The organism is Bradyrhizobium shewense, from assembly GCF_900094605.1.
GTDB classification, from domain to species: domain Bacteria; phylum Pseudomonadota; class Alphaproteobacteria; order Rhizobiales; family Xanthobacteraceae; genus Bradyrhizobium; species Bradyrhizobium shewense.
Genome location: NZ_FMAI01000009.1, coordinates 179,147 through 197,857, shown reverse-complemented (window position 1 = coordinate 197,857; position 18,711 = coordinate 179,147). Strand labels below are relative to the sequence as shown.

General features: G+C 57.3%; 12 protein-coding genes and 3 pseudogenes. 8 read left to right on the top strand and 7 right to left on the bottom strand.

The annotated features are described in order from the left end of the window. Positions 1–352: 352 nt before the first annotated feature. Entirely contained in the window at positions 353–835 is a 483-nt protein-coding gene (locus tag GA0061098_RS19175) for a hypothetical protein (protein ID WP_091959256.1), read from the bottom strand. 1,127 nt (positions 836–1,962) lie between these two features. Here GA0061098_RS19175 and GA0061098_RS19165 point away from each other — a divergent pair. Further along, positions 1,963–2,835, top strand: a complete 873-nt coding sequence (locus GA0061098_RS19165; RefSeq protein ID WP_091959253.1) for an outer membrane protein — start codon at positions 1,963–1,965, stop codon at positions 2,833–2,835. A gap of 66 nt (positions 2,836–2,901) precedes the next feature. On the opposite strand, the pseudogene GA0061098_RS19160 reads toward GA0061098_RS19165, so the two are convergent. Continuing rightward, positions 2,902–3,376 (bottom strand): annotated as a pseudogene (locus GA0061098_RS19160) (CoA transferase); the annotation flags it as partial. A 4-nt stretch (positions 3,377–3,380) separates the two neighbouring features. On the opposite strand from GA0061098_RS19160, the gene GA0061098_RS19155 reads away from it, so the two are divergent. The 3 genes and pseudogenes from GA0061098_RS19155 to GA0061098_RS19140 form a co-directional block, all read left to right on the top strand. Next, positions 3,381–3,818 carry a tripartite tricarboxylate transporter permease gene (locus tag GA0061098_RS19155; RefSeq protein ID WP_091959250.1) on the top strand — a complete coding sequence of 146 codons (438 nt, stop codon included), beginning with the start codon at positions 3,381–3,383 and terminating at the stop codon, positions 3,816–3,818. Between the two features lie 523 nt (positions 3,819–4,341). Next, positions 4,342–4,559 (top strand): annotated as a pseudogene (locus tag GA0061098_RS47225) (tripartite tricarboxylate transporter permease); the annotation flags it as partial. A gap of 1,153 nt (positions 4,560–5,712) precedes the next feature. Next, positions 5,713–6,015: pseudogene (locus tag GA0061098_RS19140) on the top strand (tripartite tricarboxylate transporter permease); the annotation flags it as partial. A gap of 94 nt (positions 6,016–6,109) precedes the next feature. Here the strand turns inward: GA0061098_RS19140 and GA0061098_RS19135 are convergent. Further along, positions 6,110–7,303 carry a CaiB/BaiF CoA transferase family protein gene (locus GA0061098_RS19135; RefSeq protein ID WP_165637465.1) on the bottom strand — a complete coding sequence of 398 codons (1,194 nt, stop codon included), beginning with the start codon at positions 7,301–7,303 and terminating at the stop codon, positions 6,110–6,112. Between the two features lie 979 nt (positions 7,304–8,282). On the opposite strand from GA0061098_RS19135, the gene GA0061098_RS19125 reads away from it, so the two are divergent. Together GA0061098_RS19125 and GA0061098_RS19120 are read left to right on the top strand one after the other, a co-directional pair. Then, positions 8,283–10,187 carry a nucleoside-diphosphate sugar epimerase/dehydratase gene (locus GA0061098_RS19125; protein WP_091959237.1) on the top strand — a complete coding sequence of 635 codons (1,905 nt, stop codon included), beginning with the start codon at positions 8,283–8,285 and terminating at the stop codon, positions 10,185–10,187. A 280-nt stretch (positions 10,188–10,467) separates the two neighbouring features. Beyond that, positions 10,468–12,762, top strand: coding sequence for an FG-GAP-like repeat-containing protein (locus GA0061098_RS19120; protein ID WP_091959234.1), 2,295 nt, complete (start codon positions 10,468–10,470; stop codon positions 12,760–12,762). A 54-nt stretch (positions 12,763–12,816) separates the two neighbouring features. Here GA0061098_RS19120 and rfbB read toward each other — a convergent pair whose 3' ends face one another. Beyond that, positions 12,817–13,908, bottom strand: coding sequence for a dTDP-glucose 4,6-dehydratase (gene rfbB, locus GA0061098_RS19115; protein WP_091959231.1), 1,092 nt, complete (start codon positions 13,906–13,908; stop codon positions 12,817–12,819). Between the two features lie 23 nt (positions 13,909–13,931). After that, the gene (gene rfbA, locus GA0061098_RS19110) at positions 13,932–14,807 is read right to left on the bottom strand and encodes a glucose-1-phosphate thymidylyltransferase RfbA (RefSeq protein ID WP_091959228.1); all 876 of its coding nucleotides are present in this window, start codon (positions 14,805–14,807) and stop codon (positions 13,932–13,934) included. Between the two features lie 103 nt (positions 14,808–14,910). Between rfbA and rfbC the strand changes: the two genes are divergently transcribed. Next, complete coding sequence (gene rfbC / locus GA0061098_RS19105) at positions 14,911–15,465, top strand: dTDP-4-dehydrorhamnose 3,5-epimerase (RefSeq protein WP_091959225.1); 555 nt, start codon at positions 14,911–14,913, stop codon at positions 15,463–15,465. Then, complete coding sequence (gene rfbD / locus GA0061098_RS19100; protein ID WP_091959222.1) at positions 15,465–16,373, top strand: dTDP-4-dehydrorhamnose reductase; 909 nt, start codon at positions 15,465–15,467, stop codon at positions 16,371–16,373. The genes rfbC and rfbD overlap by 1 nt, the downstream gene beginning before the upstream one ends. A 147-nt stretch (positions 16,374–16,520) precedes the next feature. On the opposite strand, the gene fcl is transcribed toward rfbD, so the two are convergent. Then, a complete protein-coding gene (fcl, locus tag GA0061098_RS19095) occupies positions 16,521–17,486 on the bottom strand; it encodes a GDP-L-fucose synthase (protein ID WP_091959219.1) in 966 nt (321 codons plus the stop codon). Next, entirely contained in the window at positions 17,467–18,552 is a 1,086-nt protein-coding gene (gmd, locus tag GA0061098_RS19090; RefSeq protein WP_091959216.1) for a GDP-mannose 4,6-dehydratase, read from the bottom strand. Before gmd ends, fcl begins: the two co-directional genes overlap by 20 nt. Between the last annotated feature and the right edge of the window lie 159 nt (positions 18,553–18,711).

Genomic DNA, 18,711 nt, shown 5'->3' with positions numbered 1-18,711 from the left:
CGCTTCTATAGGGGGAATCAGCAGCGGGTTTGTAGTGCTTTTGGCCGCATTCTGCGCAGGAGGTTGTGCGCTGGGCCAATTGAGGGTGATCGCGTTCAAAATGCGCTCGGTCCCTCTGCGCAACGACCTATCTCCTTACGCTTATTGTCTTCTTCTTTGGTGGTTGGCTCCTTGGCATCATGGGGACTGCCCGACTACGGGCTGCCATGACTTCGGCATCGTTCTGGCGGTGGCTGGTCTTGGCCCGAACCCTGAGGGTAGATGAAGCGTCAACTTGTCCGCATAGACATGAGAGAACCCCGCATTCTTCATTGGATCCGACATACGCGGGCCACAGTGCTGCCGGATTCAATTAGAAGCTTCTGGCGAGTACAGCGATCATTCCGGCGAATGCGAGCTGCGAACCCACGCCAAATAATCCCGTCAACGCGCGCTTAGAGTGTATCCACCAATGAAAGCGTTGGAGCGCGTGAAGTAAGCCACGAGGGTAAAGGGTGTGAACGAATTGCAGGGCGTCTGGCAACATCGCGGTGAAGGCGCCGATCGCAATCGTCCAAATTGATCCTGCCGTTGCAAACATCCAAAGCGCAAGGCCGAGGCCAGCGCACGCATCAATTCCGATAATTGCAAAATCCCTCAGCGTCGCGCTGCTGAAGGACAGGCCGCGATTGTTAGCACCTTTGCCTAGACTTATTGAGCGAAGCGGATAGTCCCAGTGCGGAATTGCATCAATTGCAAAATGGCTTGCAAATCCCGCGATCGCCGCGGCTGCCGGATGTGATGGAATCAGGCTGGCTATCGCGCCACCGACGATTGCATGGGTGCTCAAAATCATCTGATTATCTATATACTTCCGGTATGCTTGGCATTGGGAACGATGGCATTGATTGGCTTGATCATGTCGTTGTCCTCTGAGGTGCAGTGGTTTGGCCCGAGAAAGCATCCTCGGACCCACCGCGGCAAAGAGGATGTAGAGGTGATTGGCCGACGATAGGCCTTCGGATCGACACCGATGTTTGTTTCAAGGAACGGCTGTTGGAGTTCCTAAGGCGCGGCGATGGGAAGCAGGGAGGCGGGATCGTCGTTCCCTTATCCTAAAGGAGATACTATCGACGAAAATGGCAGTGAAGAAGCACCCGACCACCATCAAGCCGCTAAAGACGGCCAGGAGCCAATTTTGGATCATCTTCGACCATGTCCTCGTTTGACGCTCGCCTTTAAGAGCAGCGAGAGCTTGAGCCGTCAAGTCTAACGGGCGCTGGGAAATGTTCTCTCTGAACTCATACCACCTTAGCGTCCCTGAGCCCTGCGATCTCGTCCGAGCCGAAGCCGACTCCTTTAAGACCTGGTTGGTCTGCTCGCCGAATTCCGGCGGCCACACCCATCCTGCTCGGCGTGCGTGACAACGTCAAAGGTTGGCCGACCAGGCGGATGTGGCGATCTTCGTCGTTCGCCACGTCCTGGCCGATGCTGAGATGTCTGACCTGGGCGTCCTCGAACATCTGGTCGCTGGCTTAGATCGGCCCGCAGGGCACGCCGCGTTGAGCGGGCAAGGGCTATCGCGTAGTCGGGATGGGGCACAGAGCTCCGGTTCGCCGATCGCCTGGGTGCAATCGCTACCCCGGTGGTGGCTAGCTGATGTAGCCGTCAGGGGTCTTGAACGGGGACCTTGGGGTGTTCTGGTCGAACGGCCTACTCGGCTCGAGCACGACGCTCGAGATCGTGCTGCTGTTCTGGCCGGTGGTCGACGGCCTTGCTCGGCCGTGTCGGCTGGGGCCGGCGAGGCAAAGCGGCTGCACCATGAAAAGTCAGCTTAATCAGTAGTTTAGCTTAATTGCGTCGCCGTAGTCCAATCGCTCAGGCCTAGTGGTTGTTCCCAAATGTTGCTGTTATGCAACAGCTTAGGCCAGCGTTGTCCCTTATGCTCCCGGTGGCTTTCTTAATTTCTCACGGGGCATTGCGATGAAGCAGATTGTGATGGGAATTGTGGCGGCATCGTTGGTCGCGACCAGCGCAGTGGCCGCTGATCTGGCAGCGAAACCCTATGTGAAGGCTCCGGCCGTCGTTGATCCGGTCTGGAGCTGGACCGGCTTCTATGCCGGATTAAACGCCGGATATAGCTGGGGCAGGGCGGAGACGAGCGTAGCGCCGATCGCACTGCCGTTCCCGGCTCCACAGTTCGGTTCGTTCGGTCAGAATGTCGACGGTTGGCTAGCCGGCGGACAGCTGGGCTACAACTGGCAGGTGGATCCGAAATGGGTCGTCGGCCTCGAGGGCGACATTCAAGCGACAGGCGAGCGGTCGTCGCGGACGGTGACGACGACGAGCGCGCGTTACGGTTCGAACATCATTGGCATCCCGGGGGGGACGGATTTCAACTCCATTGCCACGTTGACCGGTAATCTTTCCTATGATCTGCAATGGTTCGCGACGTTTCGCGGGCGCGTCGGCATCCTCTCGGATCCGCAGACCCTGTGGTACGCGACCGGTGGTCTCGCTGTCGGCGAGTTCAAATATTCGTCCGCGACCGCCCTTGGAATCCAGGTCTTCGGGCCGGGTCTCGGTGGCACCACTCCGCTCGGCGCGTTCAACTTCCCGATCGGGGCCGGGGTGACGAGCACCGATATCCGAGTTGGCTGGACGGTGGGTGCGGGCGTCGAGCGCAAGTTCACCCGGAACTGGTCGGCCAAGCTCGAATATCTCTACATGGATTTCGGGAGTAAAACTTACTTCGTCGGAACCGCCAATCAGGCGGACGTCAGCTTCCACGATCACGTGCTGCGGGTCGGCTTTAACTATGCGTTCACCCCGACGCCCGTCGTCGCGAAGTACTGAGCTGTCCAGCGCGAACTACCGGTGATGCCCGGCAATCCTACCGGGCATTGTCGTTTCTTACCCGAGTCACATCACCTTTAGGTCGCGCAGCTTTGCGATCTCGTCTGCGTCGAAGCCGAACTCCTTCAAGACCTCGTCGGTCTGCTCGCCGAATTCCGGCGGCTGCGCCACCATCTTGCTCGGCGTGCGCGACAACGTCACGGGCTGGACCAGGCGGACATGGCGGCCCTCGTCGTTCGGCACATCCTGGGCGTTGCCGAGATGCCTGGCCTGCGAGTCCTTGAACACCTGGTCGATGGCGTAGTTCGGCCCGCAGGGCACGCCGGCCGCGTTGAGTTCTCGGACCCAGGTCTTGGTCGAGTACGTCACGGCGCGCTTCTCGATCTTGGCGTTGAGCGCGTCGCGGTTCTTGGAGCACGCAGGTCTATCGCGTAGTCGGGAAGGACATAGAGCTCCGGGTCGTCGATCGCCTAGGCGCAATCGCTATCACGTCTTCCGCCGGTGATGGCTAGCTGATGTAGCCATCAGAGGTCTTTAACAAGACGGTGAGCGATCGCGGCCTCTTTCGTGGGCTACACCTCACCAAGCGTTTCGCCAAGGATCCCGGCAAATGCCGCATCGAGGGCGCGTCTGAGACGGCGCCGCATGTGTCAGGCACCTCGGCGCTGCTGCCGATGCTGGCGCTCGGCATCCCCCTGGTCGGGCACAGCGGCGATCCTGCTCGGTGGCTTGACGGTGTGGGGACTCAATCCGGGCCGCTGCTGTTCGTCGAGCACAAGGACTTCGTCTGGGGCCTGATCGCCTCGATGTATCTCGGCAATGTCGTCGGCCTCGTGCTGGTGCTGACGACGGTGTCGATCTTCGCCTCGATCCTGTACGTGCCGTTTGCCGCGGTGGCGCCGATGAGCGTGGTGTTGTGCGCGATCGGCGCCTACGCGATCCAGAACGCGATGTTCGACATCTGGTTCTGCCCGGCCGTGTGAATTGGAGGCGGCAGATGATTACTCTAACGTAACAGGAGGTATAAAATCAGGTATCAAATTACCTGCACCACTGTGTCCAAGGCGCAGGAATTGCTCGCCATTGGCTCGACTCTCTGCCGTGGGATTTAGTTGATGTAGGCTCTGCGAGCGCCGATTCCACTGAGCTTCCATGATAAGATAACATTCGCGCCCAACCTGCACTCGGAGAGGAAACATGATCTGGTCGACGCGAAAGCTCCCGCCAGAGGATTCAGTTTTCAATCTACCCCTGAAACGGATGATATTGCAGATTGCTGCTACGGTCGCGGCAAGCCTCCTTGTCTCGTCTTGCGTGAGTTCGAATGAAACCTCGTCGAAAGCCACGGTTGCAACCGGGACTCTTTAGGCACGAGACCTCAATGAGCCGCCGCCCAATCGCCCGCCAGCGCGCAGACCTGACTTCTAACTGAGTCTCCCGATTTTCCCACTTCTTCTGCTCGGGTGATCTGGACGCTGTGTCGGGCAATCTTCGCATGACCTTCGGCTCGCAGGCTTCGGCATCGTCGGGTACGTCTTCAAGAAGATCGGCATTCCGCTGGCGCCATTCACGCTGGCTCTGGTGCTTGGCAACCGAGGATGCTTTCGTCTCTCGATGATCGGCTTCGGTGGCGACCTGAAGGTGTTCTGGTCGAAAGGCCTGGTCGGCTCGATCACGACCCTGCGATCATGCTGCTGTTCTGGCCGGTGAGACCCAGTAGTTGATCGCTACGATCGTGGCCTGAGACGGTATCCGACCCGGCCCTCACGAACTTGATCGGATGGGTGCTTTCACATCGACAAGGAATCCTAAGTGACGACATGGCTCGTTCGGCTGCCACGTTGGTCCGCGCTGGTAAGCTAGCTCGCTATTCAATGACAACTTCGTTCCTGGGTATATCCTCTGCGCTGCGGAGCTTGATTCGCCATGCTCGAAACCATTCTGTTGTTGCTGGCAGTCGGGGCTGTTGCTCTCGTGCTGATCGCATTTTGGGGTTTGCACAGGCATATTTGATTGCGGTGCTGGTCGAAGACTGCGCGGCCTGTGTTAGCTTCTCGGGTTGCGTCGTCCCTTTTTTGTGCTCGTCGGATCCGCCAGAGATATCGGGCGTAAGAAGATCCAGGGCTGAGCCGTTCGCCACTCTAGGTTTTTTCACCCGCCGCTAAGACGCAGTCGGTGCTCGGGCTCTCAGGGATCGCGGAGACCGAAGAGGCACAAGGAAGCGCTAGAAACTGTGAACATTGGGGCGGTGCAAGCGATGGCGGCATAGCGCCACCAGCGGAAAATGCGCATGTCCTTGCGCTGCGAAGCGGAAGGCGGTAAGCGGTGCCAAGCGCGCACCTGAATGGCGTCGCCAGGCGCTCGCATGAAAGTTGAGACGTTAGAGCCTCAGGCAAATCTCAGCTTCTCTTTATGGCACTCATTATCGGGAGACCCGGACGCTTTCACCACATCCTCAGTCTGCTCCCCGAGTTCAGCGGCCGAGCCGCCATTCTGCTCGGGGCCGCCCGACGCAATTAGGGGCCGACCATGGGGTCTCTGCGCTGAAATCAGGTTCGATCGCTTGATGCGCTCCCCTAGGTCCTGGGAGAAGCCGCTCGACGCACCGTGCACGCTCATGCTTGTTTAGGTCGATCGAGCCAATTTGGTGCTTGAGATGCAGGAAGCTCAATTCCGATCGTGCCGTTTGCTGCTGACCTACGGCATGAGGCCAGTGAGGCTCGCCGCTGCGGTTTCGGCAAGCTTTCTTACTTCCTCTTGCGCGAGCTCCGACGAAATCTCTTCGAAGTCAATGATTGCTGGTGCTCCGGAGCCCGAGATCTGAACGAGCTGCCGCCTAGCCGACCGCCAGCACGGCGACCTGATTTCTGGACTCAGCCTCGCAACTTTTTCGCACGCCATCTGCGCACCTTCCGCTCCTTGGTCGGATTGGGGCGCGAGGCCAAGCACAAGACGGTCATCCCGATGTCGCTGGGCGGCTGCTGGCCGGCATCGGCATAGACTCAATCGGGCAATCTGCGCATGATTTTCGGCTCGCCCGAGCTGCTCTGCGCCATCAACTTCCTAGTCGCCATCATCGGCCTGTTCAGCATCAGCGAGATCCTGCTGACCATGGAGGACCGGCTGGCGCTGCCGCGAATCGCGGACCCAGTAGGAAGATCTTTGGTCGGTGTCGAGTGGAGTTAGTTGCTTTTTTTTTGTACCTCGAACAGGTGCGTCGGAGGCTCGTGGCCAAGCCCCGCAAAGAATTGCAATCTATTCCTGGGGAATGCACTTAAACGACTCGAGCCTCTTTTAGCGTGGCGATCTCGCTTGAAGTGAAGCCGAACTCCTTGAGAACTTCGTCAGTGTGCTCGCCAAACTCCGGGGGCAGGGCCACCATTTTACTTGGCGTGCGCGATAGTGTCACCGGTTGCGCCACCACGTGGACGGGGCGGTTCTTCTCATTCGGAACGGCCTCCGCCATGGCTAGATGGCGGACTTGCGGGTCCTGGAACATTTGGTCGATAGCATAGATGGGCCCGCAGGGCACGCCGGCCTCGTTGAGCTCGCGAACCCAGGTCTCGGTTGACTTCGTCACGGTGCGCTTCTCGATCTCGGCGTTGAGCGCATCGCGGTTCTTGGAGCGGGCAGGGGCCGTCGCATAGGCGGGATGGCCAAAGAGCTCCGGCGCCCCGATCGCCTGCGCACAGCGCTCCCAGATCCGGCCCCCTGTGGTGGCGATGTTGATGTAGCCGTCCGAGGTCTTGAACACGCCGGTCGGGATGCTGGTCGGGTGGTTGTTGCCGGCCTGCTTGGCGACCTCCTTCTCCATCAGCCAGCGCGCGGCCTGGAAGTCGAGCATGAAGATCTGGGCTTGGAGCAGCGAGGTCTGCACCCACTGGCCCTTGCCCGAGACCTCGCGCTCGAGCAGCGCGGTGAGGATGCCCATGGCGCAGAACAGCCCGGCCGTCAGGTCGGCGACGGGGATGCCGACCCGCATCGGGCCTTCGCCCGGCGCCCCGGTGATTGACATCAGCCCGCCCATGCCTTGCGCGATCTGATCGAAGCCGGGCCGCTTGTGATAGGGCCCGTCCTGGCCGAAGCCGGAGATGCTGCCATAGACGATGCGCGGGTTGATTGCGGCAAGGCTCTCATAGTCGATGCCGAGCTTCTTCTTTACGTCGGGCCGGAAATTCTCGACCACGACATCGGCCTTGGCGGCGAGGCGCTTGAACACGGCGAGGCCCCTCTCGTCCTTGAGGTTCAGCGTCATGGCCCGCTTGTTGCGATGCAAATTCTGGAAGTCGGAACCCCGCCGGGGGCCGCCCGGCTGCTCGCCGCCGGCATCCTCGGTCAGCGCGTCGACCTTGACGACATTGGCGCCCCAGTCCGCCAGCTGCCGGACGCAGGTCGGTCCGGAGCGGACGCGGGTCAGATCGAGCACGGTGAAGCGCGACAGGGCTTCCGAGGCTTGCGGAAAGGGCATATGAAAAGGCTCCGGGACAGATTGCGGACATACCATAGTGCCGGAAAGCGGTTGGCAATGGCAGACTGGAGTGTTCCGGTGCCTGTCGCCGCCTACGAATTGCTCAAAATGGGGTAAGCCGGATGCCTTCCTAGATCCGAGCGGACTTAGCGGTGACATCTGAAATTGGCCTTGCGGGTACGTTTGGGTCGGCAATTGGGCTCGACAGGGTATCTGCAGTCCATTGACAGGTATTTTAATACAAAGCGTCGGATCACGCCCGAACGGTCAACATTGAGCTGCTGAATCCTGGCAGACAAGTTAAGATAAGGGTAGATGAAGGAGGTCCTGACTTGCTGCATGGCCAGCGTACCAGTGAAGCAGTCGGGTGATGGAGGACTTATGACGACCGTCATGGCATGGGGTATGCTCCTCTTGTTCCCGCTGCTTCTCGCGGTACTTTTGCTCACCGCTACTATGAAAGTACTTGAGTTCCGAGATGGTGGAGTGGATTGAAGCGCCCAAGCTGCATCGAGACAGTTGTTGGGTGACTTGTTAGAAGGCATTGGGGGGCGGATGAGCTACTTACTTCTGATAATTTGGTCGATTGTTCTCGCCGCCTATTGTTACCGAGTTGGATTCCGGAATGGACAATTCGATGGAATGACGAAGATGTCGGAAATCTGGCCGATTGATCCAAATTGCGTCGGCTCGACTGCCGATGCTCGGAATGGTTAGCCATGCGCCCGCTTAGGCTGATGCCTCGCTGCCCTTAATTGTGGTTTGTTCTAGGGCAACCTTCAGAGGTCAGTTTTTAGCTAAGTTGAAGTTGTTGCTTCATCACAGGCGCTGGTCCAGCCGAGCATGTGCTGCACTGTTGCCCGCTCTGTCGCGAATGCAAAGCCCTTGAAATCCGGATAGCAAGAAAGCCAGCTATTCAGCTTCGGATCAAGGAAGAACCTAGGGATGTGCTCTCAGATCTGAGCACATTGTGATCGGAATGACGCCACCGTCCAGAGTTACCTATCGCATCCTTCTCATTGCTGCACACGACGCGATCGCCACCACCATTGCTGTGTTTGCGAGTTTCTATCTGCGGTTTGAGGGTGACATGTTGCTTGAGCGCCTGCCTTTTCTTGCAAGCGTTCTGCCATTCTTTGTCGCACTCAGCGCGGTCGTTTGTTATTTTTTCAATCTGACGACCACGAAGTGGCGTTTCTTTTCATTGCCAGATGGGCTGAATGTACTTCGTGCGGCCTCGGTTCTGACCATCGCACTTGTCGCGCTGGACTACATTTTTTTGGCGCCAAACCTCTATGGCACCTTCTTTTTAGGCAAGGTCACAATCGTTCTCTACTGGTTCCTCCAGGTGGCCTTGCTGAGCGCGCCTCGCGTTGCGTATCGCTATTTTCGCTATAGCCGCACCCTACGTCATGCTCGCAAACAGAACGCCATACCAACACTGATGGTTGGCAGGGCTGCCGATCTAGAAATACTTCTGCGTGCGATCGAAAATGGTTCTGTGAAGGGTATTTGGCCAGTTGGCCTGCTCTCTCCATCACGCGCTGATTGGGGACAACTGCTCCGCAATATCCCAGTGTTGGGGGGCTTAGACGATTTGAAGCATGTTGTGCAGGATTTGGCAGACCGGAAGTGGTCGATTGCCCGCCTTATCATGGGGCCTTCAGCATTTGATCCTGATTCTCATCCTGAGAAGATCTTGGTCCAGGCTCGGAAGCTCGGTCTCACGGTGAGTCGCTTGCCACCTTTGGACGGAGGTGAAGCGCCTCAACTGCGGCCGATCGTTGTCGAAGATCTACTACTCCGAGCGACTCAGGTCATTGATCATGGGCGAATTGAACAATTGGTCAGGGGGAAAGCGATCGCTGTTACGGGCGGAGCAGGGTCAATCGGTTCTGAGATATGCGAACGTGTACTTCTGCATGGAGCAAATCGCCTTCTTGTAATTGATAACTCCGAGCCGGCCTTATACAGCGTGTTGGAAGCGTTGTCGTTGGCCGCTCCCAACGCGGAAATAGATGGCAGAATAGCCGACGTTCGAGATCGGAATCGTATTTTTCAGTTATTGCACCAGTTTGAGCCGGATGTCGTTTTCCATGCTGCCGCACTAAAGCACGTTCCGATTCTTGAACGTGATTGGAGCGAGGGCGTCAAAACGAACGTATTTGGGTCGATCAACGTTGCGGACGCATCCGTGGCCTCCGGAGCCAAAGCTATGGTGCTGATTTCTACCGATAAAGCGATCGAGCCTATCTCGATGCTCGGCTTCACCAAAAGATTTGCTGAAATGTACTGCCAAGCTCTTGATCACGAGATTTGGCATTCACGCTCACGCGCTATACGGCTCACTTCCGTGCGTTTCGGAAACGTTTTGGCATCGAAAGGATCTGTGGTTCCAAAATTCAAAGCGCAGATCGAGGCGGGCGGGCCGGTAACGGTAACGCACCCCGATATGGTCCGCTATTTCATGACCATTCGAGAAGCGTGTGACCTAGTCGTAACAGCTGCGGCACACGCTGTCGTGTCGGGCAACCATGACGCTTCCGTCTATGTCCTCAATATGGGACAGCCAGTCAGAATACTTCAATTAGCCGAACGAATGATACGACTGTCGGGACTTGAACCCGGACGAGACATTCAGATTTCATTTAGCGGGATGAGGCTAGGCGAAAGACTGACTGAAAAGTTGTTTGGGCAAGAAGAGTCGCCTGTCAATATTGGGATCCCCGGGATTATGGCTGCAAGGCCGAACGAACCTTCCCTTATACAGATGAGACGATGGCTGGAGGCACTCGAGTGGGCAACCGCAAAAGTCGATCGGATTGCCATTCTTGCCGTGCTGCACGAAGCGATCCCAGGATCTGACGTAGCAAAGGCCGGCTAAGTTGCCGGTTACCTGAAGGAGTAACCGCCTCCAGCGACACTCCGTTGGGCGCATTCAACTGCACGAGCGCTCATGCTGAGAAAACGCGCTCTTCACCGTTCCCGTTCGCTTGTGCTGGTATCTGGACCTGCATGTTTATTCGCCCGTATGACTACGGTGCTAACATCTAACCAAGAAGTACGGAGGCAGTCGCCAAATTTAAGCCAAACGTTTACTTCTGAAGCTAGGATCGCCTACCGCGCAACGGATCGCGCGCCATTTCCTGCTCCGGAGACTTCCATTGGCTACTGCTGGAACCATTGGCAAAACCAACAACCCAGATATCGATGGCCTGCTATCTGGCTACAAGTGGGTTGGCACGATCACGTACAGCTTTCCCGACTCCCCCAGCGACTATTCGAAGCCGTACGGCGGCGGCAGCAGTGAACCGACGATCTCCGGCTTCGCTTCGGCGCCTAACCAAATCCAAGCAGCGATCAACTACGCGATCGGGCTGATCCTCAGTTACACCAACGCCGATATCCAGTACGCGGGCACCAACGGTGCCGACATCATGGTCGCGCAGTCGCCGGCGGCCAATCCGACCGCCTACGCCTACTATCCCGGCAATTACGCATCCGGCGGGGACGTCTGGTTCGGCACTCAATACAATTTCTCGCTGGCCAAGCTCGGCAATTATTACTTCACTACCGCGCTGCACGAGCTCGGCCATGCTTTCGGCCTGAAGCATAGCCAGGAGGCCGGCGGCCCCGCCAACGTCGCGGTGCCGAGCGCGCATGACGACAGCGAATACACCGTCATGAGCTATCGCAGCTATGTCGGCGGTTCGACCACGTCCGGCTACACCAATGAAGCGTACGGATATTCGCAGACCTACATGGCCAACGATATCCTCGCGCTGCAGACGATGTACGGCGCGGACTACACGACCCAGAGCGGCAGCACCGTCTACACATGGAATCCGACCACCGGGCAGGAGTTCATCAACGGTGTCGGGCAGCTCGCGCCGGGCGGCGGCGCCGGCGGCTCGGCCAACCGTATCTACGAGACCCTCTGGGACGGCGGCGGCGTGGATACTTACGACCTGTCGAACTACACGACGAATTTGAGCATCAACCTCAATCCCGGGGCCTCGTCGGTGTTCTCCTCAGTCCAGCTGGCGTATCTCGGCGACGGCCATTACGCGTCGGGCAACGTCTACAATGCCTATCTCTATGGCGGCGACGCACGCTCCTACATCGACAACGCCAATGGCGGGTCCGGCAACGACACGATCATTGGTAATCAGATCGGAAATCTCCTCCACGGCGGAATTGGAAACGACACTCTCTTTGGCGGGGCTGGAGACGACCGACTGTATGGGGATGCTGGTGTTGACACGCTCACGGGAGGTGCGGGAGCTGACCAGTTCATATTTTCCGGTCCGACTTCAGGCGCTGACAGCATCTTGGACTTCCAAGCCGGTCAGGATCAACTGGTCTTAAGCATGTCTGGCTTTGGTCTAGCGACGGCGGGCACACTTGCCTCCGCGGGAGTCACGTTCTTGACCGGCTCAAACCCGAGTTCTCCTACTCCGACACTTATCTACGATCCTTTGAACAGTGATGTCTATTGGGATAGCGACGGCAGCAACGCGAACGCAAGAACGCTCCTCGGTCACGTTGTCGTTAACGCTGGCGGTGACACGAACCTTGGCGTACTGAATGGCTGGAATCATGCCGCATCGGGCGACTTTAACGGCGATGGTACGGCTGATATTCTTTGGCAAAATCCTTCGTCAGGTGCCAACTACCTCTGGCTGATGACGGACAACCAACCGGTGCAGTCGGGCTCTCTTGGAACTGTGCTCGGTTGGGAGGTGCTAGCTTCTGCAGATTTGAACGGCGATGGCACAAGCGATCTAGTCTGGCATAATCAGGCGCGAGGCGAAAATTTCGTTTGGCTGATGCAAGGTGGACAACCGTATCAATCTTTTTATGGAGGACTCATACCGGGATGGCAGCTCACATCATCTACCGATCTTACGGGCGACAATGTTGATGATTTGCTGTGGCGGAATGCATCGACAGGCGAGAACGTTTTGTGGGTTATGAGGGACGGTCAGCCATCGAATTCGTACTCGCTAGGTACTCTTCCTGGGTGGAATCTACTGACTTCCGGCGACTTTAATGGTGATGGTACGGCCGACCTCGTCTGGCATAACCCTTCTACTGAAACCAATTTCTTGTGGTTGATGAAAAGCGGACAGCCCTATCAAAGTTATTATGCTGGCAACATACCCGGATGGAAGGCGGCCGCCGTCGGCGATTTTAACAGAGATGGAACGGACGATATTCTTTGGCAGAGTACGAATGGTGGGCAAGCCTACATGTGGCTGATGTCCAATGGCCAGCCGGCCCAAACATTCGATATCGCAATGCTCGCCGGCGCCACAATTCTTGGCGCGGGCGATCATAATGGAGACGGCGGCAAGGATATCCTCTCGCGCGACTCCGCCTCCAGCGTCGTTCATATTCTGGATGTTACAGCCGTGCTTTCGCCCAATCTGCACGCTTCCGATTGGGTTGTTGTTTAGGCTGAGGGGGAATAGCTTTACGCAGCTTGCGCTCACCAACCGAGGCGGCCTGCTTCAATGTGGGCCTACAGTGCTAGAATGCTCAAGTAATCCCACCCTTTGGCCAGCGTAGCCCCGCGCAAGGACTGCGCGCCACCACGCCTCTTGTTCGATGTACCACCGCACAGTCTTCATCATACCACTCTCGAAATTCTCCCGAGCATGCCAGCCGAGCTCGCGCTCTATTTTTGACGAGTCGATGGCATAGCGGCGGTCGTGGCCGGGGCGGTCCGTTACGAACGAGATCAGGTGACGACGCGCTCCCTTTGTGCTAGGCGAAAGATCGTCCAGCAAACGGCAAATTGTCTCAACTACCTCGAGATTTGTACGCTCGTTACAGGCGCCGACATTGTAGGTCTCGCCGACTCGCCCATGTTCTAGCACCAGCGTCAGCGCCTTGGCGTGATCCTCAACATAGAGCCAATCACGGATATTCCTGCCGTCGCCATAAATTGGCAGCGGCTCGTTTGCTAAGCCCCTGATGATCATATGTGGGATTAGCTTTTCAGGAAAATGATAAGGACCATAGTTGTTTGAGCAATTCGTAATCATCGTCGGGAGCTCGTAGGTCTCTCGCCATGCGCGAACTAGATGATCAGACGAGGCTTTGCTCGCAGAGTAAGGAGAATTCGGTGCATAGGCAGTCGCCTCGGTGAAGAGGCCGTTATCGCCGAGGGAGCCGAAGACCTCATCAGTTGAAATGTGCAGGAAGCGAAAGCGCTTGCGTTTCTCTTGGGATAGTGTGCGCCAATGATGTAGCGCTTCCTGCAATAGGATGAAAGTTCCGACAATATTTGTCTGGATGAATGTACTGGGGCCATCGATTGAGCGGTCGACGTGGCTCTCGGCCGCAAGATTCATTACGGCGTCTGGCTGGTATATCTCGAACAGCCTGCGCAAGCCGGGTCCCTCGCAGATGCATTGCTTTTCGAAAGCGTAGCGTGGGTTGCTATCAGCGCCTGGAATTGACTCTAAATTGGCCGCGTAAGTCAGCTTATCGATGTTTACCACCCGCGCGCTCGTATCTTTCAGCAGGTGCCGGGCCACTGCGGAGCCGATAAAACCGGCACCGCCAGTCACGAAGATCGTTGATCCTTCGAACTGCATCCTATTCCTCCTATCAGGCGTTCTCAGTTGATGAAGGAGCGGGCGACCGATAGCAAATACTCACCGTAGCTGCTCTTAGCTGATTTCTCCGCTACTCGCTCAAATTGTTGGAGGGATATATAGCCTTGGCGCAGCGCGATCTCCTCTGGGCACGCTATACGCAAGCCCTGACGTTGTTCGAGAATTTGCACGAAATGGCTGGCCTCCACGAGCGAAGCGTGAGTTCCTGTATCAAGCCAAGCAAAGCCGCGTCCGAGAACCTCGACATGCAAATCGCCACGCTCAAGGTACGCTTTGTTAACGTCTGTGATCTCGATTTCGCCGCGTGCCGATGGCTTAACATTAGCCGCGATGTCCAGCACATTGTTGTCGTAAAAGTAGAGTCCGGTGACGGCGGTATTCGATTTCGGCTGTTTGGGCTTTTCTTCAATCGAGATTGCACGCCCCCCGGCGTCGAGCTCAACGACGCCATATTGCCCGGGCGATTTGACAACATACCCGAAAATGGTTGATCCCTTCTCGCGGGACGAGGCGCCCGATAGTATCTGTGGTAAACCATGACCGTAGAAGATATTGTCGCCAAGAATCAGAGCAACGCGGTCGGAGCCGACAAAATCTCGCCCGACGAGGAAGGCATCAGCCAAACCGCGAGGTGTCGCTTGGGTGGCATAATCGAAGCATAGACCGATCTCAGAGCCATCCCCAAGTAGTCTCTGGAAGAGCGGCTTATCTTGTGGCGTAGAGATTATGAGGATGTCCTTAATTCCAGCAAGCATTAGGGTTGACAAGGGATAGTAGATCATGGGTTTGTCGAACACTGGAAGAAGCTGTTTCGAAACAACCGTTGTCACAGGATAAAGGCGCGAACCGGTGCCGCCGGCTAAGATAATGCCTTTCATAGGGCCTCCAACGCTCAATGTTCGGAAATATAGCAGATCGACTGAACTCTACAAGCTTGCTAAGCTTCGACGCACTCTTTGCGGGTGCATCTAGATCTCCTTCATGAATGTAGTCGCAACAGAACTTCCAGAAGTGTTCCTGATCGAGCCTAAGGTCAGCGCTGACGATCGAGGCTTCTTCATGGAGACTTATCACTTCCAGCGCTACAAAGAAGTAGGCATTCCACGACCCTTTTTGCAGGATAGTATGTCCCGCTCACGCCGCGGCGTGCTTCGTGGTTTGCATCTTCAGAATCCATCCAGCCAAGGCAAGCTAGTGACTACGCTTCGGGGGGCCGTGCTTGACGTCGCTGTCGACGTTCGCGTCGGCAGTCCCAATTTCGGGCGCTATGTTGCAGTTGAACTGAGTGAAGAGAACCGTCGCCAGTTGTGGGTGCCGCGAGGCTTCGCTCACGGCTTTCTGGTGTTATCTGAGGCGGCCGATTTCTTTTACAAATGCGACGAGCTCTACAGCCCGCGGGACGAAGTATCTATCCGCTGGAACGACCCGGAGATTGGCGTCGATTGGGGGGCTAGCGATCCAGCTCTTTCGCCAAAAGACGCAGCAGCGCCCTTGCTGGCCCAGGTCACTAACCTCCCAATTTATGGGAAAGTCTGATGCGCGTCCTGTTGACGGGAGCATCAGGGCAGGTGGGAAGTGCCTTACTGCGCCTTCTTCGGAAAAAGTACACGGTGATCGCCCCGGCGTCGCGTGAGTTCGATTTGTCTCAACCAGATACGCTTGCAGATCGACTTGACTCAATTAAGCCAGATCTTGTCATCAACCCTGCCGCCTATAACTGGGTTGATCAGGCCGAAGACGAGTCCGCACTTGCATTCCTGATTAACGGTACCGCCCCAGCCGTCCTGGCCCGCTGGGCTGCGGCACAGGGTGTGCCCATTGTTCATTTCTCGACCGACTACGTGTTCGATGGCAGCGGAGGGAGGCCCTGGCAGGAGGACGATCCTACTGGTCCATTGTCCTTATACGGTCAGAGCAAGCTAGCAGGTGAACGCGCTGTCCGGGAAGCGGGTGGTGCCCATCTTGTAGTTCGGACGGCGTGGGTATATGCGGCGGAAGGCGTGAATTTCATGCGCACGATTATTCGCCTTGCCAAACAACACGAGACGCTGCGAGTGGTCTCCGATCAGTTTGGAACTCCGACGACCGCGGGTACCGTCGCATCCACACTCGTCCAAATTCTCCAGCAAGGCGAGGCGGATCTCGGGAAGGTTTTCGATCGCGCCATGGGACTTCTACACGTCACGAATTCCGGCTGGACCGCGTGGCATGGCTTCGCCAGCGCGATCGTGCAGGGTGTACGCTCTCGAGGTGTCGTGCTGAAGGCTACCAGCATCGTTCCAATTGCCAGCAAAGACTATCCGGCTAAGGCTAAACGGCCAGCCAATTCCCAGCTGGATCTATCCCGTCTTAAAGACGTTTACTCTATCGAGCCTCCGTCCTGGGAGACGGCGCTTGCGGAAGAGCTGGATACGTTCTTGGCGCTGGATCGCTCGACCGTCTAGCAGCACGCCTGCTCGCTCCGTGTGGTGGCGATTGTCGCATTGCATTGCCTGCCACCTTACATTTGCGTAATGCGCAGTCTTTCAAACGGTAGTGCTACTGACCTCTTGGCCGTAAGTCCAAGAATGCGCTGGAGCCCGCTGCTCGCGTCAGAGGTCACCGGTAGGGTTCGCACCCCGCTCACTCTGATAGGCGCGGTAGGCAAACGCGATACCGCTTTCGAGCGATGTCGCTGCACTCCAACCCTGAGCCGCGAGCCGGCTGATATCAAGTAGCTTTTGCGGTGTGCCGTCGGGGCGGGAGGTGTCGAATCTGATCTCACCTTGGTAACCGACGACTTCGGCCACGAGGTGCGCGAACTCGGCGATGGTGATGTCCGCGCCAGTGCCAATGTTGATCGGCTCCGCACTCGAGTAGGTCTTCATTAGATGGACGCAGGCATCCGCCATGTCGTCGACATAAAGGAACTCGCGCCGGGGCGCGCCGGTGCCCCACACCGTGACGCTCGTTGTGCCCATGATCTTTGCCTCGTGGAAGCGACGGATGAGAGCGGCGACCACATGACTGTACTCGGGATGATAATTGTCGCCCGGCCCATAGAGGTTGGTCGGCATCACGCTGATGAAATCGCATCCGTACTGGCTGCGATACGCTTCCGCCATCTTGATGCCGGCGATTTTTGCAATCGCATAGGGCTCGTTGGTCGGCTCCAGAGGACCTGAAAGCACCGACTCCTCGCGCAGCGGCTGAGGCGCGAGCTTCGGATAGATGCATGAGGAGCCTAGAAACATCATCTTTTCGACGCCATTCAGATGGGCAGCATGGATAACATTTGCCCCAATGGCGATGTTATCGTAGATGAACTCGGCGCGCAGCTCATCGTTGGCGACGATGCCGCCGACTTTGGCGGCGGCAAGGAAGACGGCCTGCGGTCGCGACGTCGCGAACCAATCGAGCACGGCGGCCTGGTTGCAGAGATCGACCTCGCGCCGATCCACCGTAACGAGGTTCACGTTCTCCTGCGCCAGCCGACGCACGATCGCGCTGCCGACCATGCCGCGATGGCCAGCGACGTAGACGCTCTTACCCCTTAGCTCAAACGGCAGGCTTGCCATGGGCCGCGTCTCGTTTTGCCTCAGCGAGGTCGTTCGCTACCATTTCCTCGACCAGCTGGCCAAAGGTCCGCTTCGGCTTCCAGCCGAGCTTATCACGCGCTTTGCTCGCGTCCCCCACCAGAAGGTCGACTTCGGTCGGCCGAAAATAGGTTGGATCTATGCGTACAACCGGCTTGCCGCTCTTGAGATCAACGCCGATCTCGTCGACTCCTTGGCCGCGCCATTCGATGCGGCGTCCGACGTGCGAGAAGGCAAGCTCGGCCATTTCCCGCACTGAGCGCATTTCCCCCGTGGCAAGCACAAAGTCGTCCGGTTTGTCGGCTTGGAGGATCATGTGCATGCCCTCGACGTAGTCCCGCGCATGGCCCCAATCCCGCTTGGCCGACAGATTTCCTAGATAAAGTGTGTCCTCGAGGCCGACCTCAATGCGGGCGACACCGCGGGTGATCTTGCGGGTCACGAATGTCTCGCCGCGAATCGGGCTCTCATGGTTGAATAGAATGCCGTTGGATGAGAACATCCCGTAGGCTTCACGGTAGTTGACCGTGATCCAATAGCCGTAGAGTTTAGCGACGCCATAAGGCGAGCGCGGATAGAACGGCGTCGCCTCCTTCTGCGGAACCTCCTGCACAAGACCGTAGAGCTCGGAAGTGGAGGCCTGGTAGAATCGCGTCTCCTTCTCCATGCCAAGAATACGGATAGCCTCGAGAAGCCGCAGCACGCCAATCGCATCCGCATTCGCGGTATATTCGGGACTCTCGAAGCTGACGGCAACATGGCTCTGGGCGGCGAGATTGTAGATCTCGGTCGGCCGGATCTGTTGCACCAGACGGATTAGGTTAGTTGAGTCCGTCATATCGCCATAGTGCATCAAGAATGGAACATCTCCAGCATGGGGGTCCCGATACAAGTGATCGACACGCGCGGTGTTGAACGAGGACGAGCGCCGCTTGATGCCGTGGACAACATAGCCGAGCGACAGCAGATATTCGGCGAGATAGGCGCCGTCCTGGCCGGTAATGCCGGTAATTAGCGCCACGCGTGGCTGCTTATCCTGTACCTGCATCTTTCCTCCACAAAGCGCGAGCCGTATCGCCGGCATCACCTTGATTGTGTATTCGGGGCCCGAACCGAAGGCGTGAGCAGCGATAAATGCAATTCGCCCATTGGCAGTGTAGGGGTAGCATCAGCGCCTTATGAAGTCCATGCAGCTCGACCAAAAATC